This window comes from Pelagibaculum spongiae, from assembly GCF_003097315.1.
Taxonomy (GTDB): Bacteria; Pseudomonadota; Gammaproteobacteria; order Enterobacterales; family Pelagibaculaceae; genus Pelagibaculum; species Pelagibaculum spongiae.
This window is the reverse complement of record NZ_QDDL01000004.1, coordinates 250,842-275,078: the sequence shown is the minus strand read 5'-3', so window position 1 is coordinate 275,078 and position 24,237 is coordinate 250,842. Positions and strand designations below refer to the sequence as shown.

General features: G+C 43.1%; 14 protein-coding genes (1 of these 14 cut by a window edge). All 14 read right to left on the bottom strand.

Annotation, left to right across the window (positions count from 1 at the left end; translation table 11 throughout):
- Window positions 1–344: 344 nt before the first annotated feature.
- Window positions 345–923: a 4Fe-4S single cluster domain-containing protein gene (locus tag DC094_RS11700; RefSeq protein WP_116687301.1), complete on the bottom strand. Its 579-nt coding sequence runs from the start codon at window positions 921–923 to the stop codon at window positions 345–347.
- Window positions 923–1,387, bottom strand: a complete 465-nt coding sequence (locus DC094_RS11695) for a hypothetical protein (protein ID WP_116687300.1) — start codon at window positions 1,385–1,387, stop codon at window positions 923–925. The genes DC094_RS11700 and DC094_RS11695 overlap by 1 nt, the downstream gene beginning before the upstream one ends.
- Before the next feature lie 4 nt (window positions 1,388–1,391).
- Entirely contained in the window at window positions 1,392–1,592 is a 201-nt protein-coding gene (locus DC094_RS11690) for a DUF2997 domain-containing protein (protein WP_116687299.1), read from the bottom strand.
- Window positions 1,592–4,081, bottom strand: coding sequence for a hypothetical protein (locus DC094_RS11685; RefSeq protein WP_116687298.1), 2,490 nt, complete (start codon window positions 4,079–4,081; stop codon window positions 1,592–1,594). Before DC094_RS11685 ends, DC094_RS11690 begins: the two co-directional genes overlap by 1 nt.
- Window positions 4,078–5,631: a hypothetical protein gene (locus DC094_RS11680; protein WP_116687297.1), complete on the bottom strand. Its 1,554-nt coding sequence runs from the start codon at window positions 5,629–5,631 to the stop codon at window positions 4,078–4,080. Before DC094_RS11680 ends, DC094_RS11685 begins: the two co-directional genes overlap by 4 nt.
- Window positions 5,632–5,633: 2 nt before the next feature.
- Entirely contained in the window at window positions 5,634–9,005 is a 3,372-nt protein-coding gene (locus tag DC094_RS11675) for an AAA domain-containing protein (RefSeq protein ID WP_116687296.1), read from the bottom strand.
- Between the two features lie 10 nt (window positions 9,006–9,015).
- Window positions 9,016–10,665, bottom strand: coding sequence for an AAA family ATPase (locus DC094_RS11670; protein ID WP_116687295.1), 1,650 nt, complete (start codon window positions 10,663–10,665; stop codon window positions 9,016–9,018).
- Between the two features lie 101 nt (window positions 10,666–10,766).
- Window positions 10,767–12,179 (bottom strand): acyltransferase family protein, encoded by a 1,413-nt coding sequence (locus DC094_RS11665; RefSeq protein WP_116687294.1) that lies wholly within the window; start codon window positions 12,177–12,179, stop codon window positions 10,767–10,769.
- A 1-nt stretch (window position 12,180) separates the two neighbouring features.
- Window positions 12,181–14,118, bottom strand: a complete 1,938-nt coding sequence (locus tag DC094_RS11660) for a hypothetical protein (protein ID WP_116687293.1) — start codon at window positions 14,116–14,118, stop codon at window positions 12,181–12,183.
- A gap of 166 nt (window positions 14,119–14,284) precedes the next feature.
- On the bottom strand, window positions 14,285–17,635 hold the full coding sequence (locus DC094_RS11655) for an efflux RND transporter permease subunit (protein ID WP_116687292.1): 3,351 nt from the start codon (window positions 17,633–17,635) through the stop codon (window positions 14,285–14,287).
- Entirely contained in the window at window positions 17,632–19,032 is a 1,401-nt protein-coding gene (locus DC094_RS11650; protein ID WP_116687291.1) for an efflux RND transporter periplasmic adaptor subunit, read from the bottom strand. Before DC094_RS11650 ends, DC094_RS11655 begins: the two co-directional genes overlap by 4 nt.
- A 36-nt stretch (window positions 19,033–19,068) precedes the next feature.
- Window positions 19,069–19,953, bottom strand: coding sequence for a thioesterase II family protein (locus tag DC094_RS11645; RefSeq protein ID WP_116687290.1), 885 nt, complete (start codon window positions 19,951–19,953; stop codon window positions 19,069–19,071).
- A gap of 53 nt (window positions 19,954–20,006) precedes the next feature.
- Entirely contained in the window at window positions 20,007–21,416 is a 1,410-nt protein-coding gene (locus tag DC094_RS11640; RefSeq protein ID WP_158527303.1) for an MFS transporter, read from the bottom strand.
- A gap of 123 nt (window positions 21,417–21,539) precedes the next feature.
- Window positions 21,540–24,237, bottom strand: partial view of a non-ribosomal peptide synthetase gene (locus DC094_RS11635; RefSeq protein WP_116687288.1) — the 3' portion only. It continues 4,622 nt past the right edge of the window; 2,698 of the gene's 7,320 nt are visible here — the last part of the coding sequence; its start codon lies off the right edge, out of view — the gene reads right to left on this strand; it ends in the stop codon at window positions 21,540–21,542.

Genomic DNA, 24,237 nt, shown 5'->3' with positions numbered 1-24,237 from the left:
TTTGAACTGCTCGAACAGGGTTGCCTGCTCGTTTCGCGCCCTATTCTATTTAATATTTCATTTCTATGACAGTCTATTTGGAATAGCGTTCTGATTGATTTGGTGGGCGCGATAGCGTGGTTAATTGGGCGCTTACAGTGCATCAATCAGAATTACCGTTTAAAAGCCAATCCATTTTGTGCAAGCTAGCCTTCTTTGAAGGCTAGCCCATAGCACCCTTCTAGGGAGCGTCAGGCAATCCCGCATTCTACGAATGAGGATTTTTATTTGGCAGTGCCTGGATGAATAGTTCAGAATAATTTAAAGGTTCTTCGGCGCTTACATTTGAAATGGAGAATGACCGATTAAATAATTTGATCTAACAATAACTGATCTGGATAACCATATATTTTCAAAGCACCATCTTCTTCAATGGTAATCTCAACCTGATTTACCTCTTTAAGCTTTAGGCTGCTGTATTTATTAGATATAAAGTTAACAATCTGATTGTCCGAACCTCTCCACAGAAGATTGGTATTTCTTTCATTTTGTAAAAACCTACCTGTGATTAATATATCTGTCGAATTACATACATCTAAATGATTTTGGTTTGCCTTAATTTCTGACCACTCGTAGCCCGTATAAAGCATTGCAGAGAGGTTATGCATTTTTATTTTTGATATGAGCCACCTTACGTTTTCGCATTGCTGTAAAGGCTCTCCCCCCAGAAAAGTAATACCCTCAATGTTTTTCTCTTTAATTATTTGTTTTAATAAAAAAGATCTTTCTATTAACCTATTTTCTTTATGTGGCCACATGGCAGTATTCCAACAGCCCTTGCAAGCCAGCGTGCAACCCTGAAGCCATATCACAAACCGGTTGCCCGGGCCGTAGATATGGCTTGAAGACTCTACATGAGCAATGTTAAAATGAGTGTCAAACATTAATAAACAGTTCTCGTTAAAACCAACTGGATTTTTCCATTATTGCGCTGTTCTTTAACTCGATAGCCTTGTGACTTGGCTTTTTCTATCGCTTTATTTCGTGCCGCTTCTACACGAGTCAATCGTTCTCGCTCCAAGCGCTGACGATCTTCTTCAGCTATATGTGCCAGCTTGCGCTGAAATGCATTCCTGTACTCTGTTTCTGTAGCAGTTAAGAACTGACTAACTCTAACATATCCTTTGGTCATTGAGTTTCTTATGATTTGGCCACCTAGTTCATCAGAGTCATAGCTAAACTGGTATACATTACCATTCCAGATAAACTTCTGCGCTCCTTGATAATCGTTTCTATCGGTGACAATTGTTGTTCCCATAATGGTGGTCGATACGCCCAGATTCCTCAGCGCATCTAGTAATACATCTTGCTCTGTGAAAGGTGTCAATGTTTTTATGACAGCACTCATAACATCACCTTCCCTGCTTAACTGTCGTACAATTATTGATGGAGACTTTTTGAGAATACTCACTCGTCGTCCGAACATTTACCACTGCTTGGTTCTCGAGAATTTTATCCAGAGCCTCAAGGCAAGCTTCACCATTAAACCCTTCAGCTTTAGCACTGATACAGCCTTCCTCATCAATGATAAGAGTTATTTTTTGCTCAGCCATTATTCACTACCTCGAAATACCACTAGATCAGCCTTTAAACGTTCAGCGCACTCTTTTCCTTGATCAATATTTTCATCTGGTTTTATTGCAAGATAACGTCGCTTATTGAGCTGATACAATTGGCCAACCTTCGGAAGGTCTTCATTAGGGAAGTTGATATGAACATAACTATTATTCACTTCTGCCCTTTTACCAAAAAGCTTGGACAAAATGCTTGCAGAATTTTTAGGACTAATACCGGATTTGGCTAATTCGTGCTCATCTAATTTTTCTTTCGAGATTTTATAGCTACGCTCTGCGGTGCCATATTGTTGCTCAAGCTGGCTTTCTTCTCTGCTTAAGCCTTTATTTTTTTGCAGAAAATCTTCACAGCTCTTTCGTAACGCAGCTTTAAATTTATCGATATGCTGTGAATGTTGATTCTCTATATCTTTAATATGCTTTTCATCATTGGTTTTTAACTTCTGAACGCTTTTCTTGAGGGTATTCTTAAGACTAATTGATGGCTTATCAAGCCAAGTTCTAACTGCTTCAGCCGTTAATTCCTTGTCTGTTATAGCTTCAATAAAAGCTGCATGATCCTTATGTTGTTCAAGAAGATTCCTCCACTGAATCAGTAGATTTTGATCAGACGGAGAGAAGTCTGGAGCAGAGAAAAACTGATCGATTGATGATTTATTTAGCTCATGCCAATCTGTAACATTCGAGCTGTTGAAATCAACTAATTTATCTCTATTTTCCAACCCATTCGCTGCAGCGACTAAGCCTTCCCACTGACTCACGAGCTCCTGCTGGCAGGTTCGTATTTTCAGTTGTTTTGAGGAGTTAAAGCTATTTCTTTTATTGTCTGTAGTTTCTAGTTGTTGATATTTATTTCCACACTCTTTCTCTAATTTCGTCTTAATTTCTTCCCACTTTTTTAATTGCTCGGCTTTATCTGTCTCTTCAGCTAATTTCTCTTCAGTACCAGATAGTTTCTCTACAAACTCATTAATGACATGAACTTGCTCCTGCCTATGTGAAGGCGATAAGTCTGAAAGTGATATAGATTCAAGATCCTGAAGCTGCTTTATTAGCTTTCTATGGTTGGTTAATTGCCCTGTTAAAAAGCCTCCCATGTAACGCTTAATGTTTTCAGCAAGACCTGCTTTACTCTCTTCAATCCTCCCCAGCCTGGCTCTTAACCTTTCAAGCTCAATGGACCATTTAGCTTGAGTATCTTGCCAGTGTTTGTGCAAACTATCGTCTTTAGATCGGCTATCTAGATATGGAGGATGTATCGTAATTTCGTACTCTATAGTTTTGGCAAGATTGGTGCGCTTAAATTCAGTCAAACCCTTTGCTTCAGCGAGTGACTCTGCTGTCATATTTTCGAACTGGTAGAAATTTTTGCAAACAAGGTCATCCAGATTAATTTTGAGTTCCTGAGCACACTCAATTTCTGTTTCAATAGCATCAGAGAATCTCAGTGGAGCTCCCAACTCATCCACTGTTAAGTCTCGGTTCAGTTGCCAACTGGGGGAATTGTGTAAATCAAATAAATAATTTTCAACAGACTGTTTTTGATCTTCAGTCAGCTTCAAGGACCAGGAAACACTATCAATTTTATTGTTCAGTGGTAAAAACCAGCTATCATTTTCTGAGTTCAATATTTGAGGAAGCTCTGCCTGCTCAAGTAATCGAATACTGTCAATTTTGGAAATAAATTGTTTCAACTTAGTGGAGTCGATTTGCTCCAGACTCAGCAACAACTGATGCTGTGACAGGTCGAGATGAGCAATATCAAGAAGTTGCCATAAAGCATTTTCTGCCAAGCGATTTATGTTACTCAGATAGAAACCTTTGCTTTCCATTGATCTTGCCAGATGCCCTGGAAGGGATTCAGCCATAACATGCTGATGCCCCATATCAACCATATCTATGGGAGCATTTTTACAAGGAAACGGTTTCCCGGAAGCCAAATATTCATATTGGGCTTTATGCCAGAAGAGATGACAAAACAGACGATAGTAATCATCAACCTGTTTTGCCTCTAACTCCACGTCATAACCGAAAGTATGCTCACTATTAAATTCTGATGAGTATATTTTTCCCCACTCTCGTTGATCCATTTGATGATCAGCGATGACTAACATCCCGCTTTGATTGACGCCTGTTCGGATACAGCAACGACCGGCCAGTGCTTCTAGGCAAGGCTGATTTTCATCCGAATCACCCAGCAATATAAACACTCGAATATCTCTAGCAGCAAGATCTTGTATTGTAGAAATAGCTTGCTCATCAGTGAGAGTATTCGTAGCTATCAGTAGGCTATCTTCAACCTCTATAGCTTCCAGTGCACTAACCCAGTGTTCTGTATTTCCTATCTGTAAGGCATCATCACTGAAAATATAACGTTCATCTTCACCACTGTTTTCCAGAGTAAATACATTGGATAAAGGCTGATCAAGATAACTGATTGAAAAGTCCGTGCTATAAGGCTTAATCATGCGATAGCTCCCCTGAATTCATGATTAGGCAAGGCTTCCTGCAAATATTCCGGAAGATCATTCTGCTTAATTTGTGTGAAGGTCACTGGCGACAGCACTTTTGATTCATCCACTGAAAAATCAATAAAATCCAAGCTTGTCGTCGTAGTCCAAATGAAGTGTCTGCTTGTCGTCGTTAAAATCCAATACCGGTCGTGATTATCTTTACCACTTTTTATAACCGTACGCTGCCAGTCAGAGGGCAGTTTCACCGACGTATCAGTTGTAAATATCCTTCCAAAACTAGCTCCACTCAATCGAGCTAGTTCAGACATATTTCTTCTATGCTTTGATGATTTATAATGACGGTCAGAATAGATGATACTTTCTACTGGTTCGCTTAGAGTGAGATAACGCAGCAAGTCGCTCACTTCCAAAATATCGTCTTTATTAAGTCTGATACTCGGAAGTGCTGATTTAGCGCCTTGTGGAATCAAATAGTTCGCTGCTGACGCATGCCAGAAACTAACAGGGTTTAACTGTCTATCCAGACAATCAAGCAGTTCTTTTCCACTCTTTACTAATAATTCATAGTGTTTAACCGCAGGGTGACTAAGCCAGATTTGTTGACGATACTGGGCTTGTACTGATGAGAAGTAGTCTTCTCTATAAAGCTCATTCAACCACTTTTTCTGCCACTCTTCTGCCTCGTGTCTGTCCTCTGGCATCAGCGGCAGCTGCCATACCTCACCACTGTCAAAGCCTCCGTACGGAGTGTCGATCTCTTCCAACTTCAACTTGGGATGAGTAAAAGAACTCAGTGATCTTTTATTATCAGGGGCACCTGATAACATTCTCTGATGTTGCTCATCCCACTCAGTTTCAAGATAACTTGATACTTCATTCATAAAGTCACAGTGGAGATCTACCGCATACTCTTCACTAATGGCTACAGATCTCTGCTTGTTATTTATAAATAGAGGTAGATCTCCTCCAAGTTTGAAACCCGCGGTGTATGTACGATCTTTACGAAGGGATACTTCAAACTCCAAATCAAGAGTTACTTTTTTTGTTCTTTCTCCAGAATTTATAACTTCAATATTTAAATTCTTAATGTTTTTTTTATATTCTTTATCTCCAGCAATCACAAAGATCTCATCACTCTCTGTATGCCGTGAGTCATCACTACTTACTCTTTCCGTTTCAGGCCAATGATAGAAGTTACTTCTCTGTTGATATGATCCCTTAACTGGCTCTGCTTCTCTTTGAAGCATGAGAGGGCGCGTGCCTAAAGCTTCGTCATTATCCAGGTACCATATACGATAAATGCCACGTTCTCTTGAAGCTAATCTCCCTGTTTGGTAAGTTTCTTCTCCTTCGGCGGTTAATTGCTGATTTTCAATTAAATGCTCTTTTTCTAAATAACTTACTAACCTAAGTGGCAAGCGTTTAAAGTCGGACTTAACCTGTTCAAGCGCTTTCTGAACATCAAGCCTTTCTTGTTCGACATCTACACTAGCTACAGCCTGATAACATATGGCGGTTACTTGTCGTTTTAATTTAATGCGCATGGTCACTCCTTGATCACAGGTAATGCCTGTGCCAATGCGTTTAATTCGTTTGAACGGGATTCTCGAGCAAAGTATTGCTTCTTACCAACAACCACTAGTTGGAATCGTGCCCGTGTAACTGAAACATTTAACCGGTTGGGGCTATCAAGAAAACCATCACGACTGGTATTCACCATGGATAGAAAGACGAGGTCAGCTTCTTGCCCTTGAAAGTAATCTACAGTGTTCAGTTTGATGTTAACCCCTTGATACTCAAAGCGTGCAAATGATCTTTTCTGTTTAGTAAGACTCTGCAGCTTATCCCTTAACAGCTTTTCCTGTTTTACGTAAAAGGTCAGGATTGCGATATCAAATTTCTTGTCTTGAGCTGCAGCCCAATCACAGAATATTTTGAGTTCATCAAGAATGCTTTTTGCTTCGTTTTCATTCGAGTTACCAAAATTTTTCCCGTTCACATCCAGCCATACTGCATGTTCCTTATAACGTCTATATTCCCACTCTCTGGCAACTGGAGCCTGCTTTCCATCAAGCAAAGAGTGGGAATTCTGGCCCACGCTGTAAAACTGCTCTCTTGGATATTTTGAGATGTCAGGGTGCATCCGATGTTGGAAGGTCAACGTTGTGTGGCGAGACTGTTTTTCAGATTCAGTGAACCCTTGGTTCAATGTATTGGGTGTATCGTTACGCTGCTTAAGCGTACCAGACCCTGATAGTGCCTCCAGAATCGAAGGGAAGGCCATATTTCGAATCCCATATACCTTCCCATCAGCTTTAACTGATTTTGGAAGTAACTGACTCAATTGCCTCTCAATACCTTTTGATTTCGAATTTCCACGTCCCGAACTGTCAGTCAGAAATCTCAGCCAGTATTCGCGTTCCAACCTCCAAACAACTTCATCAGCCCAACATGTTTTTTTATCGTGGTTCAACCATTGCTCATGAATATCGTATGATTTTGAAAAGTGATTACGACCTTTCAAACTAAAATTATGGATGCCATCAAAACGTGCCATATGCCGGAAATTATGAGCCGATACTCGCCAGTCATCTGAGAGTACAGCAGCGTCTGCAGGCATCCATTCCTTATATCGATCGAACAAGTTTTTATCACAAAATACGAGATTGTAGTCGTATAGCCTCCATGGACTTTCTTGTAATTCTGCCGCAGTCAGGCTGTTTGTGTACTTTTTAATGCCTTGTATACCCACAAGACAAACATCTTCAGATAGGTTGCTTTTATCGTCCAATCTAGCCATGACTTCATTCTGAAGAGCAGAAAGAACACCACTAGAAACAGGCATTACCAATTTGTCGTGGTACCCCCATGTTCCTTCTTTATTAGAACGTAGTTCATTCAAAAGAAAACATGCTCTTTGGATGTCAGGTGATAACTGCTCTTCAGCCCGGCTCTTACCTTTATGTTGTAAAATAAGCTGTTTTAGATTTGCCGTAATTTGTTCACGGTCAGTGAAAGGAGATAACTGCTTTACATCACCTACCAGAATCCACTTTTCTGTATACCTAGCTGGTACTAGGAATTCGGCAAACGTTGTTTTACTGCACTCATCAATAATCATGACATCAAATGGAGCTAAGTCAGCATCAAGATTAAGATCTCGATTATTGAGCAGCCGAAGAATTCCCATGGTTGTTCCGCACACAAGATTAGAGGCATCGACCATCAACTGCTCAAAGTCCGTTATATCAACAGCTCTTCCAAAACCTTCTTTAAAGTTATCGTATTGATGTTGTTCGACACCCACTGCACGATTCTCATCACCAATTCTTAAAGGAAAAACCTCATTGATCAGATTATTCTCATCGACCCTCTCCAACACATTATTTATTGCTGCATGGGTCGAAGCGGTCAGAAGAATCCGCTTTCCTTGCCTGACCAGCTGAATAATCAGCTCAAGAATAGTGGTGGTTTTCCCAGTACCTGGCGGACCATCCAAAATTGCAAAGTCAGGTGTATTCAGCGCCTTAGCTACAAACTCTCTTTGTTTATCACATCCATCAAAGTTGGTATCTTTGAGAATACACCATTCAAGCTCATGTTCATTGGCTGGCTGGAAGTCTGGCCATACTTGCTGAGAGCGATTTTTTAACAAGTCCAGTAGTGGTTTCTGTGAAAGTGCGGGTGCTAATTTGAGATTGGTTATTGCTTCTTTTTGGCGCCAAAGAGTCTGAGTATTAACTTTAACTTTTATCTGATTACCATTGGGATAAACCGGCTTTCTCTCCTTATCTTTTTTACGACAAAGTAGCAATTGACGCTCTTCAGGTTTAGATCTCAAAATTCGATAGCCGGCATTACTTCCTGGTCTTTCATTCTGATCCAGAATATCCACTTGATCCTCAAAGAAATACTCGAGAGGATCCTGTCCAGTACCACTGTCATCGACTTGATCAAGATTGACTAACTGAATCCATTGAGAATCGTGATCATTTTTCTTACAGAGTATTTCTAGACTTTCAAATTCACGATGGCGTAACGACTTAGGACATTTGTCTCCTTGAGTATCTAAAGATATTTTGCTACTTCCGCGGCTCAAAGACCACTGATTTGGGAGAGATTGACTTTTTATATCTTGCAGATCTGTAATCGACAATTCATTCAAAAAACTCTTACTGATGTCTTGCACATCTGCATGGTCAATTTTTGGTTTCTTCTGGCTTACAACTAAATAACTGCCACTAGATCTATCACTACTATCGTTGGGCGAATTATCAGGAACTATTCGAAATGAAAATTTTTGATCGTCAAATAAGAGAGGGCGATTTTCATCTGGCATGTCATTCAGTTTATACATGTGCTCTTTATGCTTTGTAGCTTTGAACTTGCGCCCCTGTTGGATAAGTTCGAAGCTATTTGGCAGCCTTGATACGGTTGCTTTTACTGCCAAAAGGTACCCGTCCCAAGATATCTTTTCTACGTCATCGTCAACCTCATGATCCCCGAGGTTGATGAAAAATCGAGAATTTTCGTTTTTGAACTGTTCAGGACTGAGTGTTATTTTTCTACCTTGCTTACCGCGCCCAATTTTGATGGATTCATTAAGATCTGGCTCAAAGTCATCGCCAACAGGAACTTCGTCTTCTAAGTCTTCTGTAATCTCAAACCACCCTGAATCCAAAACTTCGAACTCAATTATCGTATGAGGTTTGATCTCAAAAATACGCTGCTTTATTTCCAGAACCGCATCAGGTTCCGGCAGCTCTTTCCACTCACAGCTAACTTCTTTTTTTTCTAATGCTTTTTGCGCATTATCTAGATAACGTCTGAATGGTTCAAACGATTCATCAACAACACGTGCGCCAGCATGACCTGTATAAGCAGGATCATCCAGAGCAGTTAAGTACGGATTAGGCACTGCAATATCCTTATCGTTTTACAAATGGATTTCTGCTTTCCTGCTGAAGCCTCGGGCTTTGTGAAATTTTGTCACCTATCAATGGTTCCGGCTTTGCATCACTAGCAGAAACTGCTCTGCCATCAATCCACTTACGAGTATCACTGATGGTTTCATGCATAGTGACAGACAATGGAGAAGTTGATTTTATAGCTTCAGAAATTTGCAAATATGTCACTTCAGAATGTTCACTGAATGCCATAAAAAGAGCTTCCTTTACTGCTTCTTCAAGCTCAGCACCAGTGAACCCTCGACTTAGCGCTCCTAATTTTTGTAGTTCGCTATCAGTGAATAACTCATGGCGATCATCGCGTTTTTTTAAGTGAATGGTCAGTATTTCTATACGTTCTTCTAAAACAGGGAGGTCGACAAAAAATATTTCGTCGACACGGCCTTTTCTGAGTAATTCAGGAGGAAGCATTTCTATATTATTGGCAGTAGCAAGTACAAAAACAGGACTGGTTTTTTCTTGCATCCAAGTAAGGAAAGTTCCAAGTACCCGCGCCGTGGTTCCGCCATCACTACTGCCTGAACTTTGCATTCCGGATAGTCCTTTTTCAATTTCGTCTATCCATAAAATACATGGAGCTATGGTTTCTGCCATCTGCAGTGCATTTCGTATATTCTCTTCTGACTGTCCAACAACACCCCCAAATACCTTCCCCATATCAAGGCGTAAAAGCGGTAACTGCCAATTACTTGATACCGCTTTTGCTGCAAGACTTTTTCCTGTTCCAGGAAGTCCTAACATCAGAACCCCTTTGGGGTACTCGAGACCAAACTCACGAGCATCTTCTGTGTAAGCATTTTTTCGGCGTTCCAACCAATTCTTTAGGTTTTTTAATCCGCCAACATCGTCCAATCCGACTTGAGGATGAAAATACTCAAGTAAACCGGATTTTTTGATTACTTGCTCTTTCTCTGCAACAACCAAATCGATCTCAGACTCAGTTAATCTTCTTTTCATCACAGCTGCTTTAGCAAAAGCCAACTGAGCTTCAGATGTAGATAAGCCTAATGCAGCATCTATAAGTCTGGAGCTAGCCTGAAAGTCACGTTCATCTATATGATATTGATCTTTGGTTGCATTCAGTAAGACCATTAAGGCGTTTCTATCCGGCAGCGATAAATGAAAAACTTGCGTATCTTTTTCAAGCTCTACTGGAAGCTGAGGTATCGGCTGGGAAAATATCAGAGATCTATCAGAATACAGGCCTTGTCCTTTCCTTAAAGCATAAAGCCTTAATTTACTGAAAAGATTAGGATTTTGCCCCTCTAGTTCATAATGAGGATCTTCTAACAGTAATATACTATCGGTTGGAGTGTTGCTACTCGCGTTATCATCTTCAATTGAAAAACCATCATCTTGAATACCTAAAAACCAGTCTAAAACTTCATCAAGAGAGTTCATATTAGATTTTACGACTTTTTCTAAGCTACCTGAGTAATACCTTAAGCCTTCAACTCGGTTCCAAAGATATAGTGTTCGGTTGATCTCATTATTTTGAGATAATTCAATGCATTCAGCATGAATGCGTAATGAATCATGGCTGATTATTTGAATGATTGGAGCGCCTGCTTTAACATTACAAGCTAGAATTTCTGATAGATTGATATTCATGTCGTTACGCAACGGCCGGATTTTCGAGATACTTTACCACATGAGAGTGAAATCACCGTTACAGCCGTCAATATGACTTGATAAAGTGCAAAACCAGCAGCCTAAGCTGCTGGTTTATGCGTCTTTTTCCATTCTTTCTCTGCACCGACTTCCAAGGTGTGCTGTGGTTTCTTCTTCTCCTGCGGGCGCAAATTCATTAATGGTTTTTCAATCAGCAGATAACAGACCATGCCCAGTGCAAATGAAACCAACACCGTTACGGCAAATACCCAACCGATATCCGCCATGGTCAATCGATTTAAAATGCCAGCGGACATAATTCCTGGCATTCCAGATTCTTTGAATATTGCCAGTAGTTCTGGGTGGCGGTTGATGGCAACCAGTTGATAGGCACCAATAATAATGGGCACATGCAATAGGTAGGTGGAGTATGACAATTGCGCTACCGGGTACCAGATCTTCCAAGAAAGGAACCAGTTAAAGATTCTTGCCAAGCCGACCGGAAACATAAACGCTAGCATTGAATAACCAATCGCCATTGCCCATAAATTGTGGTGGCTGGTTTCATAAGCAATTTTCAGCCAACCGGTTAATTCAAAATCACTTTTGAATAATGGGAACCAGCAGATAGCGACTAAAAATGCCGTACTGAGCAGAAATAGCGACGATGAAAGCACCCAGCGTTGTTTGAAGAAATGTTCTAGCTGTTGCGGTTTTTGAATATACAACCAAGCAGCAAGTACCCCGACGCAGAATGGTCCATAGCGACTGTAAATATTGTCGTAGATGACTTCAAAGTAGCGAGGGCTGTAGCCAGGCTGACCGTGAAATAGCTGGTTGGTAAAGCTGATCGATGCAACATCTGGGTTGGCCAGTAAAATGCCTAACCGGATGATAAAAGACAGCACAAACATGCCAACGATTAAAGAAATCTTGTGTTTGCTCTTAAAGAAAAATCCAATCAACAGCAAAGGCAACAACAGGTAGAACTGTTCTTCTACTGCTAGTGACCAGGTCCAGTTCATAAACATCTGTTTGTATTCAAGGAAGTTGTTTACATAAAAGATGTTGGCCCAAATATAAGGTTGCGTCGGTTCTTCAATACCCAGCCAAACGAATAGCAAAATTACAAAGCCGTAAACCGGCATCAGCCGTAGATATCGCCGCCAGTAGAAGCGTTTGAGGTTAATTGAACCTTTCTTTTTCTCTTCAAAAAACAGCAAAGAACCAATTAGAAAGCCGCTGAGTACGAAAAAGGTATCGAGCACTTTAAAACCGTGCCAAACAAACCACAGCGATACCGGCATATTATCAATCCAACTCATTGCATCGCTGGCTTGGCAAAAACCGTTTTTACATAGAATGTCCACGCCCATCAAAACATGGGCGAACACCACCCAGAACATTGAAATGGCGCGAATGCCATCTAACGACTGATAAGTCGCATGGGGTCGAACAAAAATGCTTTTCAGATTTCGCCTGAGTGACCAGGCGCTCAAAATTCTCCTGAACATTTTAAACGCCCTCTTCTATTGTATTGGCTGCATCTGCTGCACCGGGTTTAGTTGGTGGTTTAACGGGGCTTTCCACTTTAGTTTTGCTAGAAAAAGGCCCGTTAATTAAAAGGGTTTGTCCGATTTCAGGCAGCTTCAATGTAAGGTATTTCTTGCTTTGCCAATCCCAATAAACCCAGCTGAACTCAGACTGGTCTCGCAGTAGCTTAACTTCGATACCATCAAGCTGCTGGCCGTTTAATCCACTGGATAATGCTTTTTGATAGGTGATTTTCAAATCACTTAACTCGCGGGTAAAACCATCGGGTATTGGTGAATCGCGGAAAGTGTCGGTAAACATTTTCTTTCCGTGCAAAGGGTGCAAATTACTGTTGGTAGGTAATTTATCGCCGTGATACATCACCAAAGGCTGGTTATCGCCAGTAATGGTTAGCTGATTTTCCGCCTTGCGCTGCAGCTTGAGGTTTTGGTGACCTGGCAGCAAACTGCGCAAACTCAAAGGCGCATAGCTTTTGAAATATTCTGAATGCAGTGGAACAAACAAAAATTGATACGGCGAGCTGGGGTTTAGCAGTATGACTCTTTGGTTATTTTTCAGTTGATTGCCAACTTCGCTACCCAGTTGCGGCTCAGATTGTGATTCAGATGGCCCAGCGGCTTGGCTGGCTAATTGGCGAACTAGTTTGACCTGATGTTCAACATTTACCGTGACGTAGAAATTGAGCAATATCAAAGTGGCCAATGCCATTGGCAAGTTACAAATTAACAGCGGCCAGGCAACCAGTTTTTTGCCCCAACCTTTTTCAGTTAACGCCCAATGTAAAAACAGCGCTAAAAGCCCCATGGCAGCCGGTGTTACAAAGGCTAACAATCGGCCACTTACAAGGCCGTTGGCGGTCACCGGAACGGTTGCACCCATGGTCGCTAGCAAAAAGAACTGCGCTTTTGGCGAATGTTTAAATAAACGAAATGCCAGCAATAACAAACCCACTAAAGGCACTAGCAGAATAATGCTGCCGAGTTGTTTCCATTCTGGCGATAACAACTTGTAATACAGCGGATCGATACCGGTTAATTGCCCAAACAATAAATAAGGCGCTCGTTCTACTAACAACCAAACAAAGGCGATTAGATCTGCGCCGGGATCGGTATAAAGCGGCGTTTCAGCAACACCATAACCCAGCTGGGTGTACAGCAGTCGCCAGCCAATGATGATCGCTGTGGCTGGTATTAAAGCGGCAAAGGCACGTAAACGTCGGTATTGAGGGTCGAGCGATAAGGCGTAGGCGAATAGATAGATCCAAACCGTAATGCCTGACTCGCCACCGAGCAATGACAAGGTCAGCAGAATCAGTGAACCGATTAGCCAGCGGTTGCCTTGTTTTCTGCGCCACTGAATATGGCTGTAAACAGCAAACAAACCGAAGGCGGCAGAAATAAGAGCATTTCGGTTAGCAATCCAGCTAACGGGAATTCGCAAGCTGACATCCAGCGCCAATAAAATTAGTGCTAATGCTGCCAGTTTTCTAGGTAGTAATTCTTTGTAGAGCATCCAACCCGCCAGCAGCATAAGCAAAAACCATAGCGTGCTGTGTATATGCGTTAATACCGGTTGGTTGGGCCAAAAGGTGTAATCCACCCATAAAGTGGCGGCAGATAAAGGTCGCCAGAAATTAATTTTTAGCTGGTCATCGCTCCACCAAGGCAAGTTGCCATACTCCATCCAGACCGTTTTATCGGCGGTGAAGTTGTACATATTATTTATTTTGTCGCTGAAGCTAGCGTCTGATTGCTGGACTAAGTGAACCATCGCCAAGTCATCGGCAGCTAGATTGCCATTGAGCGTTGGCAAATAAATACCGAGCATGATTAACAATAATAAAAGTGGAAAACCACTCCATGCGGCCAGTTTTTGGCCGATGACAACCAGAGACTTCATCTGAATTCCTATTTTTTTTATTATGTATTCCACGGCACTTGCTTGTCCCCGCGTCATCCTCGCCAAGGAAGGCGGGGACCCATGGACAGGGAAGTTAAATCCGCAACTTCATACCAAACTCAACTTTCGCCATCCATGGCTTATTGATTCCGAGCTTTAATTTTACCTAAACCGTTACCGGAGGATTTCCCTCTTCCAGGCCATCAGCAAAACCTGCCTCCCAACCTGCTTGTAATTCTTCCGATGCAAACTGACTTGGGCAAGCTGCGGTATGCGCTGCCGCACGATCAACAGCACCACCAGGAAAACCATCAACCGCCGCCTGAAAACCCGCTTCATAGGCTGATTCCAAAGTCATGTTGAGTGGCATTTGATCCATTGACATTTGCGCTGATAAATCGAAATCAGCGGATGATTTCCAAAAGCTAAACCAAGATTTCCCCGGATTACTCAGCCAGTGCTCCCAGTCATGCAGCAAGTGATACAAACTAGGCACCAATACCAAGCTGATTAAAGTGGCGAATAAAACACCAAAAGCTAATGACACTGCCATCGGAATTAAAAACTGTGCCGAAGAGCTGGTCTCAAACATTAGAGACAGCAAACCGGCAAAGGTAGTTAATGAAGTAAGCACAATTGGCCGAAAACGCGCCATACCTGCGGCTTTCAGTGCGCTAATTAATGACGCGCCTTTTTCTCTGGCACGGTTGACGTAATCGACCAGCACTAGGTTGTCATTTACAACCACCCCGCTGACCGCAATCATGCCGACAAAAGACCACAGCGTGACATCGACCCCCATCACCAAATGACCCAATAAAGCGCCGACCATGCCAAATGGCACGGCAGTCATTACCAAAATTGGCTGGGCGTAAGAGCGGAATAAAATAGCCATCAGCACATACATTGCCAACATTGCCATGGTGAAGCCTTGCTTTAAATAGCCAGTGAATTCATCGCGATAACGTTGTTGGCCAGATAACGACCAACTGACACCAGGCCATTTCTGCGATACGTTGGCTAGATAACCATCCTTTTTCAGGCTATTCATAATGCGTTTTGGCTTGTTAATTCCCGGGTCAACATAGGCAGACACATTTAATACTCTGCGTTGTTCGTAATGCTTGATACGGCTAGAGCTTAATCCGTAACTAATTTCAGCTAGATTTTGTAGCGGAATAGCATTGCCACCGGGGGAGTTAATCAGCAGATTTTCCAAGTGCCATAAAGAACGGCGCTCGGCTTCTGGTAAGCGCAGTTGCACTTTAATTTCATCGCTGCCACGTTGGATTTGTTGAAGCTCCATGCCATGGAAAGCTTGCCTGACTTGCGCTGCGATCTCGTTGAAGGTCACGCCCAAATCACGCGCTTCATCTTTCAGGCTAATCCGAACTTCCTGCTTACCTTGTTGGAAGCTATCTCGAATTTCATAAACACCGGGGAATGCCACCAGTGCTTCTTTCAAACCTTCTGCCGCACGCTTTAATTGTTCAACCGATAATCCGGATAATTCGATGTTTATATCGGGACCGGGTTTGGTGGTTGAAGCAGTGAAATCGAGCCGAGCACCTTCAGCAACCGTGCCGGTTAATTTACGCCAACGATCAATGATTTGTTGTCCGGAGAACGAGCGCTGTGCCGGGTCAACCAGTTCGATTAACACCATGCCAGAGCTGTCACCGCTCCACTGGGTAACTACATCGTTAATTTGCTGTTGACCAGTTTCTTGCGCCAAACGGTTTTTCAATTCAAAAGCGCTTTGTTCCAATTTATATAAACCGATTTCTAGATCTTTTGAATCGCTGCCGACTGCTAATTTTAATTGGGCGCTTGGTGTGTCTACATCAACCGATGGGAAGAACACCGTATTTAGCCAGCCACTGCTGAGTAGAACCGCGGAAATAACAAACATACCGACAAACGCCGACAAGGTTGCGTATCTCCAGAACAATGCTTTTTCTAAAAATGGTTGGTACCAGTTTTTCAAAAATCGGTTCAACCAACCGTCAAAGCTATCTTGAACCTTAACCATGCGACTGCGTTTGTAATTGTTTGGTTTTTTTCCATCAGATAAGTGCGCCGGTAAAATTAACAGCGACTCGGCCCAAGAAAACAACAAGGTAGCAATGACCACTAAAGGAATTGCCAAAATTAATTTGCCCGATGGACCGGGTAAAAACAGCAAGGGTAAGAAAGAGATAATGGTGGTGGCAATCGCAAAACTAACCGGCTTTGCCACTTCGATTGCGCCATTAATTGCGGCATCTAGCCCCTCTTCACCCGCTTGGTTTTTACTGTAGATATTCTCGCCGACAATAATCGCATCATCGACCACTATCCCCAGCACCAGAATAAAGGCAAACAGCGATACCATATTGATTGAGCCGCCAAATAAAGGCAGCACAGCAAAAGCACCTAAAAATGAAACCGCGATACCGCAGCTAACCCAAAAAGCTAGCTGCAGTCGCATGAACAAAAGCAGTAATGCAAACACCAGAAATAGACCGATAGCAGCATTTTCGGTCAACAATTCAACCCGGTTACGGAAATATTTCGAGGTGTCTTGCCACATCGATAGCTCAACGCCCTGGGGAATATTCATGCCATGATTGTCTTTTAAATCATGCATTGCTTCTGAAATTTCTAGAATATTTTCTTGGCCGACCCGGTTAACTTTTAACGCAACTGCGGGCTGACCATTGTGTTTAATCCGCTGGCCATCTTCGACAAACTTCAGAGATACTTTGGCAATATCAGCCAACGTAATTCGGCTACCATCGGGAAAAGCTCTGAGTACCAAATCTTGATAATCATCGACCGACTCACGCAATCCAGCACCACGAAGCAGCACTTCACCGCCAGAGGTTTGTATTGAACCACCGGGTAAATCCAGTGAGCTAGCTCTAACCACCGCTGCAACTTCAGAAAAGGTAATTTGGTAGCGCTGCATGGTTTGCCGGGAAAGTTCGATTAACATTTCCTGATCCGGCAAGCCTGTTACTTCTACATCACTAACCGAAGGATATTCGAGTAGTTTTTCGCGCAACCGAGTTGCCAGAGCACCGAGTGAACGTAAATCGATATCGCCAGAAACAACCAATCGGGCAACTTCAAATTTGGCACTGATTTCTTTGACTCGAGAAGCTTCAACATCATCAGGCAAACCTGATACGCCGTCGAGGCGGGTTTTTACCTGATCAATTAATACCCGAACTGAAAAACCATAATCGACTTCTAATAAAATGCTGCTGCCATGCTCGCCACTAAAAGAAGTCATCGAGCGAATGCCTTCTAAATCGGCAATTGCGGCTTCTAGTCGGTCGGTCACTTGGCCTTCAACTGATTCAGGCGAAGCACCAGGATAGGCAGTTGAAATGCTGATCGCATCCAGACTTAAGTTGGGAAATAATTCTTTTCGGGTATCAGGCAGGGCCATAATACCGCCGACCAGAATCATTAACATCAGCAGGTTGGCGGCGACCCGGTTACCTGCAAACCAGGCAATAACTTGGTTCATGGTTGCTCCGGTAAAATCTCAATCCGGGAATTTTTTATGGATTTTTTAACTGTAGAAATATGAGTATCTGATAAGCCTTGATTATCCAACGATTGCGCTAAATCCAACGAAGGTTTAGGGCTTGATAGTTTGGGGTTTACTGGTTTTGAATTTTTCTCTTGTTCAGATTCACTATTGCTGACTGGGATGACTTGCATACCATCAACCACAGAATCTAATTGGGTCATCACAATTTTATCGTTAGGGCTTAGGCCGCTATCGATATAAACATTTTGCTTGCCTCGATAAAGCACACTGACCGGGCGCACTCTTAGCTTGTCATCATCCAGCAACCAAACTTCATGACCATTTCTTAATGCTTGGCGAGGAATTTCATAAACCCCTTCATACCAGCGGCCTGCAATTTGCGCTTCCAAATACATGCCGTCATTTAATGGTGGGCGGTTTGGCTGTGATTTATCTTGAGTAAACGGATGACTGATTTGTGCGACCACATGAATTAAGCGCGTTTGCGGATCAATACTGGCTTCAGTTCTAACCAGTTTTCCCTGCCAAAAATAATCTTCACGACCATTGCCTGATTTTAGGATTACTAACGCAGCGTCTTCGCTTAATGTTTGATCGTTAGGTAAATTGATTACCGAGAACATGTTATCGGTTAACGGCAAACGAACTTCTGCAAAGTCAGTAGCATAAATAATGCCCATGGTCAGTCCGGTAGTAACGAACTGTCCTTGGCTGACCACCGCTTGCCTAACTCGACCATCAAATGGCGCTCGCACTGATGTTTTTTGTAACTGACGAGTTGCCAAATCTAGCGCAGCTTTTGAGGCTTTAACGCTAGAACGGCTTTCATTTAATTGAGGAATCATGCAACCGAGACGATCTTTGGTGCAATCTCTGCCGCGACTACTGATTCGAGCGCGCGCTTCAATTTGCGCCAGCCTCACTTCAGAAGCAGACAGCGATGCTCTGGTTTTTGCTTGATCCGCCAGATAATTTGCCCGGTCGACCTTTAGCAGTAACTCGCCTTTTTTAACGAAGCCACCCGCAGCAAATTTACGATTCACTTCTAATACTTCACCGGTCACTTGGCTAACCAGCTGAACTTCTTGTCTAGGTTTGATAATGCCGCGGCTATAAACCGGAATTTGCATTTTCTTAGGCTGAACTTGCAGCGTACTCACGCTGGGCAGTTTTTCACTGAACTGCTTTGGTTCCGCCACTGGCTTGAACATTATCAATACGGCACTTGCGCCAATTGAAGCTGCAATAATTCCGATTGCAAGAAGCTTTCCTCTACTTTTACCGCCTTGCTGCAAAGGTTGAGAAGGCTGATCAGAGGTTTGAGCTGTTGCGTTTGCTGCGACCTGATCTGGTTGCTGATTACTGCTCATCAAGCACTCCGTTTATTCTATCAGTGAGCGGTGGCGCTACATGCCGGCCGCTGAGCTAAAGCTGGTGTTATCAAAATTCGATTGTGAGCAATCGCCAGAGACTGTGTTCTGGGGGATTTGCTCAAGAATATGGGTTAGATCTTTCAATACCGCGTCTTGCTGGGATTGAATAAAAAAGTGGCCGCCGGAATAGGTTTTTAATGAAATCTTTTGCTGATTAATTTCTTGCCAAGCGGCTAGCTGCGACAGACTTACCCGATGATCTTCAGTGCCACCCATTGCGGTAATCGGCAAATTAAAAGGTAAATGCTGTTTTGGCCGCCAATTTTCGATCGCTGCAAAATCTGCCCGTAAGATTGGCTCCAACAACTCCATTAGTTCCTGGTGTTCGAGCAATTCTTTTGGGGTGCCTTCAAGGTTTTTCAGCGCTTCAATAAATTGTGCTTTTGGCAGGCTACTTAGATTTCTGGCTTGGCCATGTTCACTCGGGGCTCTACGTCCTGAAACAATTAAATGCGCAGGAAGTGGCAAACCTTGTCGCTTTAATTCCAACATGGTTTCGTAAGCAAGGGTTGCCCCCATGCTATGGCCGAAGAAAACATAAGGCGTTTGGGTTTTGCCTTTCGATACAGGTACTAACGCAGGTGCTAATGCAGGCACTAGGCCTTGCACCATTTGCTCAATTGAGTTCAAAGGTTGCTCGGCCATGCGTTGCGCACGCCCCGGCAAACAAATTGCAGAAACTTCAACCGATGCAGGCAAAAACTGATGCCAATTAAAATAGGCTTGCGGACTGCCACCGGCAAAAGGAAAACAGAACAGTCGCAATTTGGGTTGCGCTATTGGTTTGGCAGTTAAAAACCAGTCAGCCAACTTATGGCTAGATTGGTTTTGCGCACTTGGCGAAAATGAAAAGCCCATGGTCTACCCCGGGTCTTGTTATTTTTATAATAGTTATGCCGCTGAAGCTAACATCAGGCTGCACGTTTGTCATGCGCTGGAGTGTCATAATCAGGGATTTCCTGCTCCAATTTGCGTATTCTTGGGTTTAGACTAGCAACCAGCAGTGTTACCAGACTAATCAGGCCAAGCATGCTGGCCAAAAGTGCCAGCCCGCGGCCTTCTCCAACACCAAATAGCCCTGACAACCAACCATTCCAAACATTGACCCATGCGCCGTTTTCTAACAAAGCTGGATAGAAAACTTTATCGGCTAACCAACTGTAAACAATCACCGACAGCGGCATCATACTGCCAACTAAACTTTGTCTAAATGCAAACACTCGCCCCTGATATTCCGGGTCGATTTTTGTTTGCCATAGCACTTGGCTCGACGTATTAATCATTGGAAAACAGATCATCACACCAATTGTGCCCAAGGCAAATAACCAACTGTTGGTTACCATGGGTATCAGGCAAAGTAATGCTGAGATTGAAATTGATGCAATTAAGAACATTGGCATTTTTTTAGTCGGTCCTTTCCAGATCGACATTAAACCGCCGCCAATAATCAAACCAATACCACTAGCAGACATAATAGTGCCCAGCTCGGCTTCGTTGGCAAAACTCAACACCATCGGCACAAACAACAGGCTGACGGCTGCCAAATTAAAGTTAACAAACGCCACAACCAGCAATACATGTAGCAAGCCAGGCCGCTGCTTTAGATAGCGCCACGCCTGTGTAATATCCTGCCAGCTGCGGCTTTTACTTTTCGGCTGCGCTGATTTTTTCGGATCGGGAATCTGACAAGCCAATAGCGTAAACAAGCCAACCAACATTGTGGCTAGGGTAATCGGGAAAATGCCTTTTAGCTCAACCTGCAATAACAACCAACCGGCAATCATTGGCGCAAAAAGTCGAATAACACCAATACCTAATTGACGTAAACCGCTGGCTTTTCCTAGTTTGTCTTTGGGAACCATTAAGGTGACCGATGCACTCAGTGCCGGGCCGGAAAAGCTTTGGCTGATCGAAACCATTGCAACCAAAGGCAGAATAAATTCCAGCTTTAATTGTTCAGCTAAAAACAGTTGGTACAAAACTACTGCGGCAGAAAACAACAGCAGCTGGCTAATAATCAAAATTCGCTTACGGGGAAATCGATCAACCCAAGCACCGGCCCACGGGCCAATTAATAAACCGGGCAAAATAGCCGCCAGAGCGATCATCGCAAACTGACTCACCTGGTTGTTTTGCTGGTAGTACCAAACCGCCAAACCAAAACTGGCTAAGCGACTACCGAGGAAAGAAACCAAAAAACCCACTAGCAAAATTCGGTAGGTTAACCAACCTTTTGCGCTGCCATAGGTTTTTGTATCGTCGATAATCGGCCCAGCGTCATTCAATGTGACGTTCTCTATTTGCTCAGAAACCTTGGTCATTATTTTTATTCTCATTACACCATGAGCTGAAGACAATTCTACGCTGGTTTGATGAGCCATAGGCGCAATCAGACACTTTTGAATTTACTGCTAGATGTCTGATTTCGTTAACACTCATCAAACCTACAGTTCCGTCCCTTCAATAAATTGCAGCAAGTAGTTGACTGACTGCTTCAGGTTTTGTGGTTGAGTAATAATCGACTCATGTCCACCGGCGACCTTCTCAATTTGCAGATTATCTTTGCCTAGCAACTTGTCCCAACCAAGGCTCATTTGCATGCGGGCTTTTTTACTCACTGACTTCAACAACCAACCGGCTTCTTTACCAACCACATCTTCAGGTCGAATAAGCAGCGTGGGAATCGCTAAAGGCAGTGATTGGTAATCGAGCAACATGCGGTTAAAGCCTTTTAATACCCGCAAATAACCAGAAATTTGCGACTTAGTTAATTGGCCGCGTACCGCTCGACGGATCAAATCTAATTTATCTTCATCAGATAACTGAGCCAGCGTTTCTGGGTCTGGTGCCTGCTCACCCAACAGCCAACCAAGTGCTTGCTGATCATCAATTTCTTTTAGCCCGTGCTGTCGTAATAGCTCTGCAGGATAAGAATCCATTAACAACAAACCAGAAACCTGATCACCCTGGGCGATTAATTGCTGCGCCATTTCATAGGCGACTACACCGCCCATTGATTGCCCGCCTAACCAATAAGGCCCTTCTGGCTGGTGCTTTTTAATCGATTCAATATAAAAGGCTGCCATTTTTTCAACATTATCAAATGGCACTTGGTCGGCTTCCAAGCCTTTGGCAGTTAAGCCAAATACCGGGCGTTGCTGCTGTGTTTGCTTAGAAATTTCAGCGGCCATCTGCTGATAAATTAATACTTGAGCACCGATTGGATGCACCAGATAAATCGGCGTTAAATCGCCCAGTGGCTGAATTGGAGTTAACGGACTCCATTCAATGTCACCTTGCTGCTGCTGAATTAATTCAGCCATCGCAGCAATGGTTGGTGAACTAAACAAACGCATAAGCGGCAAATCAACCGCGAATAAATCTCTTACTCGCGCCATCATCCGTGCCGCCATTAACGATTGACCGCCCAAATCAAAGAAGCTGGCATTTCGACTGACTTGCTTTTGCCCCAGCAGCTCGCCCCACAATTGTTCAAGTCGCTTTTCTACCGAATTTTGTGGTGGCTGATAACTGTGTTGCTGCTGAGAATTCATCTGCAACAATGATTTACGATCGACCTTGCCGTTATTATTTAATGGCCATTGCTCAAGGCAAAATATTTCTGAAGGAATCATATGACTTGGCAAAAATTCAGCAAGTAGTGCCTTCCAAGCTTGGTCAACAAACCAACTTTGCTGGGTTAATTGCTCGCCGATTAGCCAAGCTGCCAACTGAGGATTGGTTTTTGATTCGGTCACCATTACTCGAACATCGCTCACCGCTGCGAGTTGTAAAATAGCTTGTTCGATTTCGACCGGTTCAATCCGCATGCCGCGTAATTTAATCTGAAAATCTGCACGGTTAAGATATTGCAGGCGGCCATCATTCCATTGCCTAACTAAATCACCGCTGCGATACCAGGTTTTATTATCAAGCTGAATAAAAGTTTCAGCGGTTTTTTGTGGATCTTGCGGATAGCCCTGACCAAGGCTGGCACCAGCAATTAAAAGCTCTCCAGCAATGCCACTTGCAACATCTCTTAACTGTTGATCGACCACTTTTAATTGCAGATTATCAATTGGCCGTCCGAGTGAAATTGCCGGTTGATTTTCAATCGCAGCAAAATCAATCGATTCAAAGCAGGTAATGTCGCTGCATTCGGTGGGACCGTAAGTGTTATCTATTTGGCAATGGCAATGCGGATTGGCCTGCCATGCTAACAACCGGTTTGCCGTGATTGATTCACCGCCCAGCCATAATTGACGCAAGCTGGATAATTTCGGCCAGTTTTCTTCTGCCTCAATTAATGGATAAAAAGCACTTGGCGCAGCATTAATTAAGGTGATTTGATGTTGCTGTGAGGTATCGGCAATCACTTGCGGGTCATAGGCCGATGTTTCGGGCATTACTAGACAACCACCGCTTAGCAATACAGAAAGCAAATTCTTCTGGGTTAAATCAAAAGCAAAAGCACTGATTAGCAATGATTTATCTTGCTGGGTAATTTGGTATTGGCGCGAAAACCACTGATGTAAATTGGCAATATTACCTCGGCTAACGGCAGCACCTTTCGGTTGGCCAGTCGATCCAGAGGTATAAACCTGATAGAAACAGTCATCGGCTGCGGCAGAAAACTGAAGGTTCTCAGAAGGCTGCTTTTGTAATTCAGCTTGGTTTTGCTCTAGCCATTGGTCATCAATCAATAGTTTTGCGTTACTGTTTTGTAACAAATATTGTTTTCTTTGCTGTGGAATATCAGCATCCATCGGCAAATAGGCAGCACCGGCTTTAATAATGCCCAAAATCGCTAAAGGCCATTCAACGCAACGCGGTAAACAAATCCCAACAATATCACCAGCAACAATTTGCTGTTGTTTTAGCCAATATGCCAGCTGATTCGATTGCTGGTTTAACTGCGGATAACTGAGTTTTTTCTCGCCACAAACCACTGCCATATTGTTGGAATATTTTGCTGCAGCCGCTTCAAATCGCAACTGAACATCCGCCAATGGTTGCTTCGCTACCTCCGGACCTTGAATAGCTCGCTTTTCACCGCCCAAAATCAGCCTGAGATTGGCTAAAGTTACAGACTGCTGACCTGACTGTTGCAATATCTGCGTAGAGACGCCGATAAACCGTTGC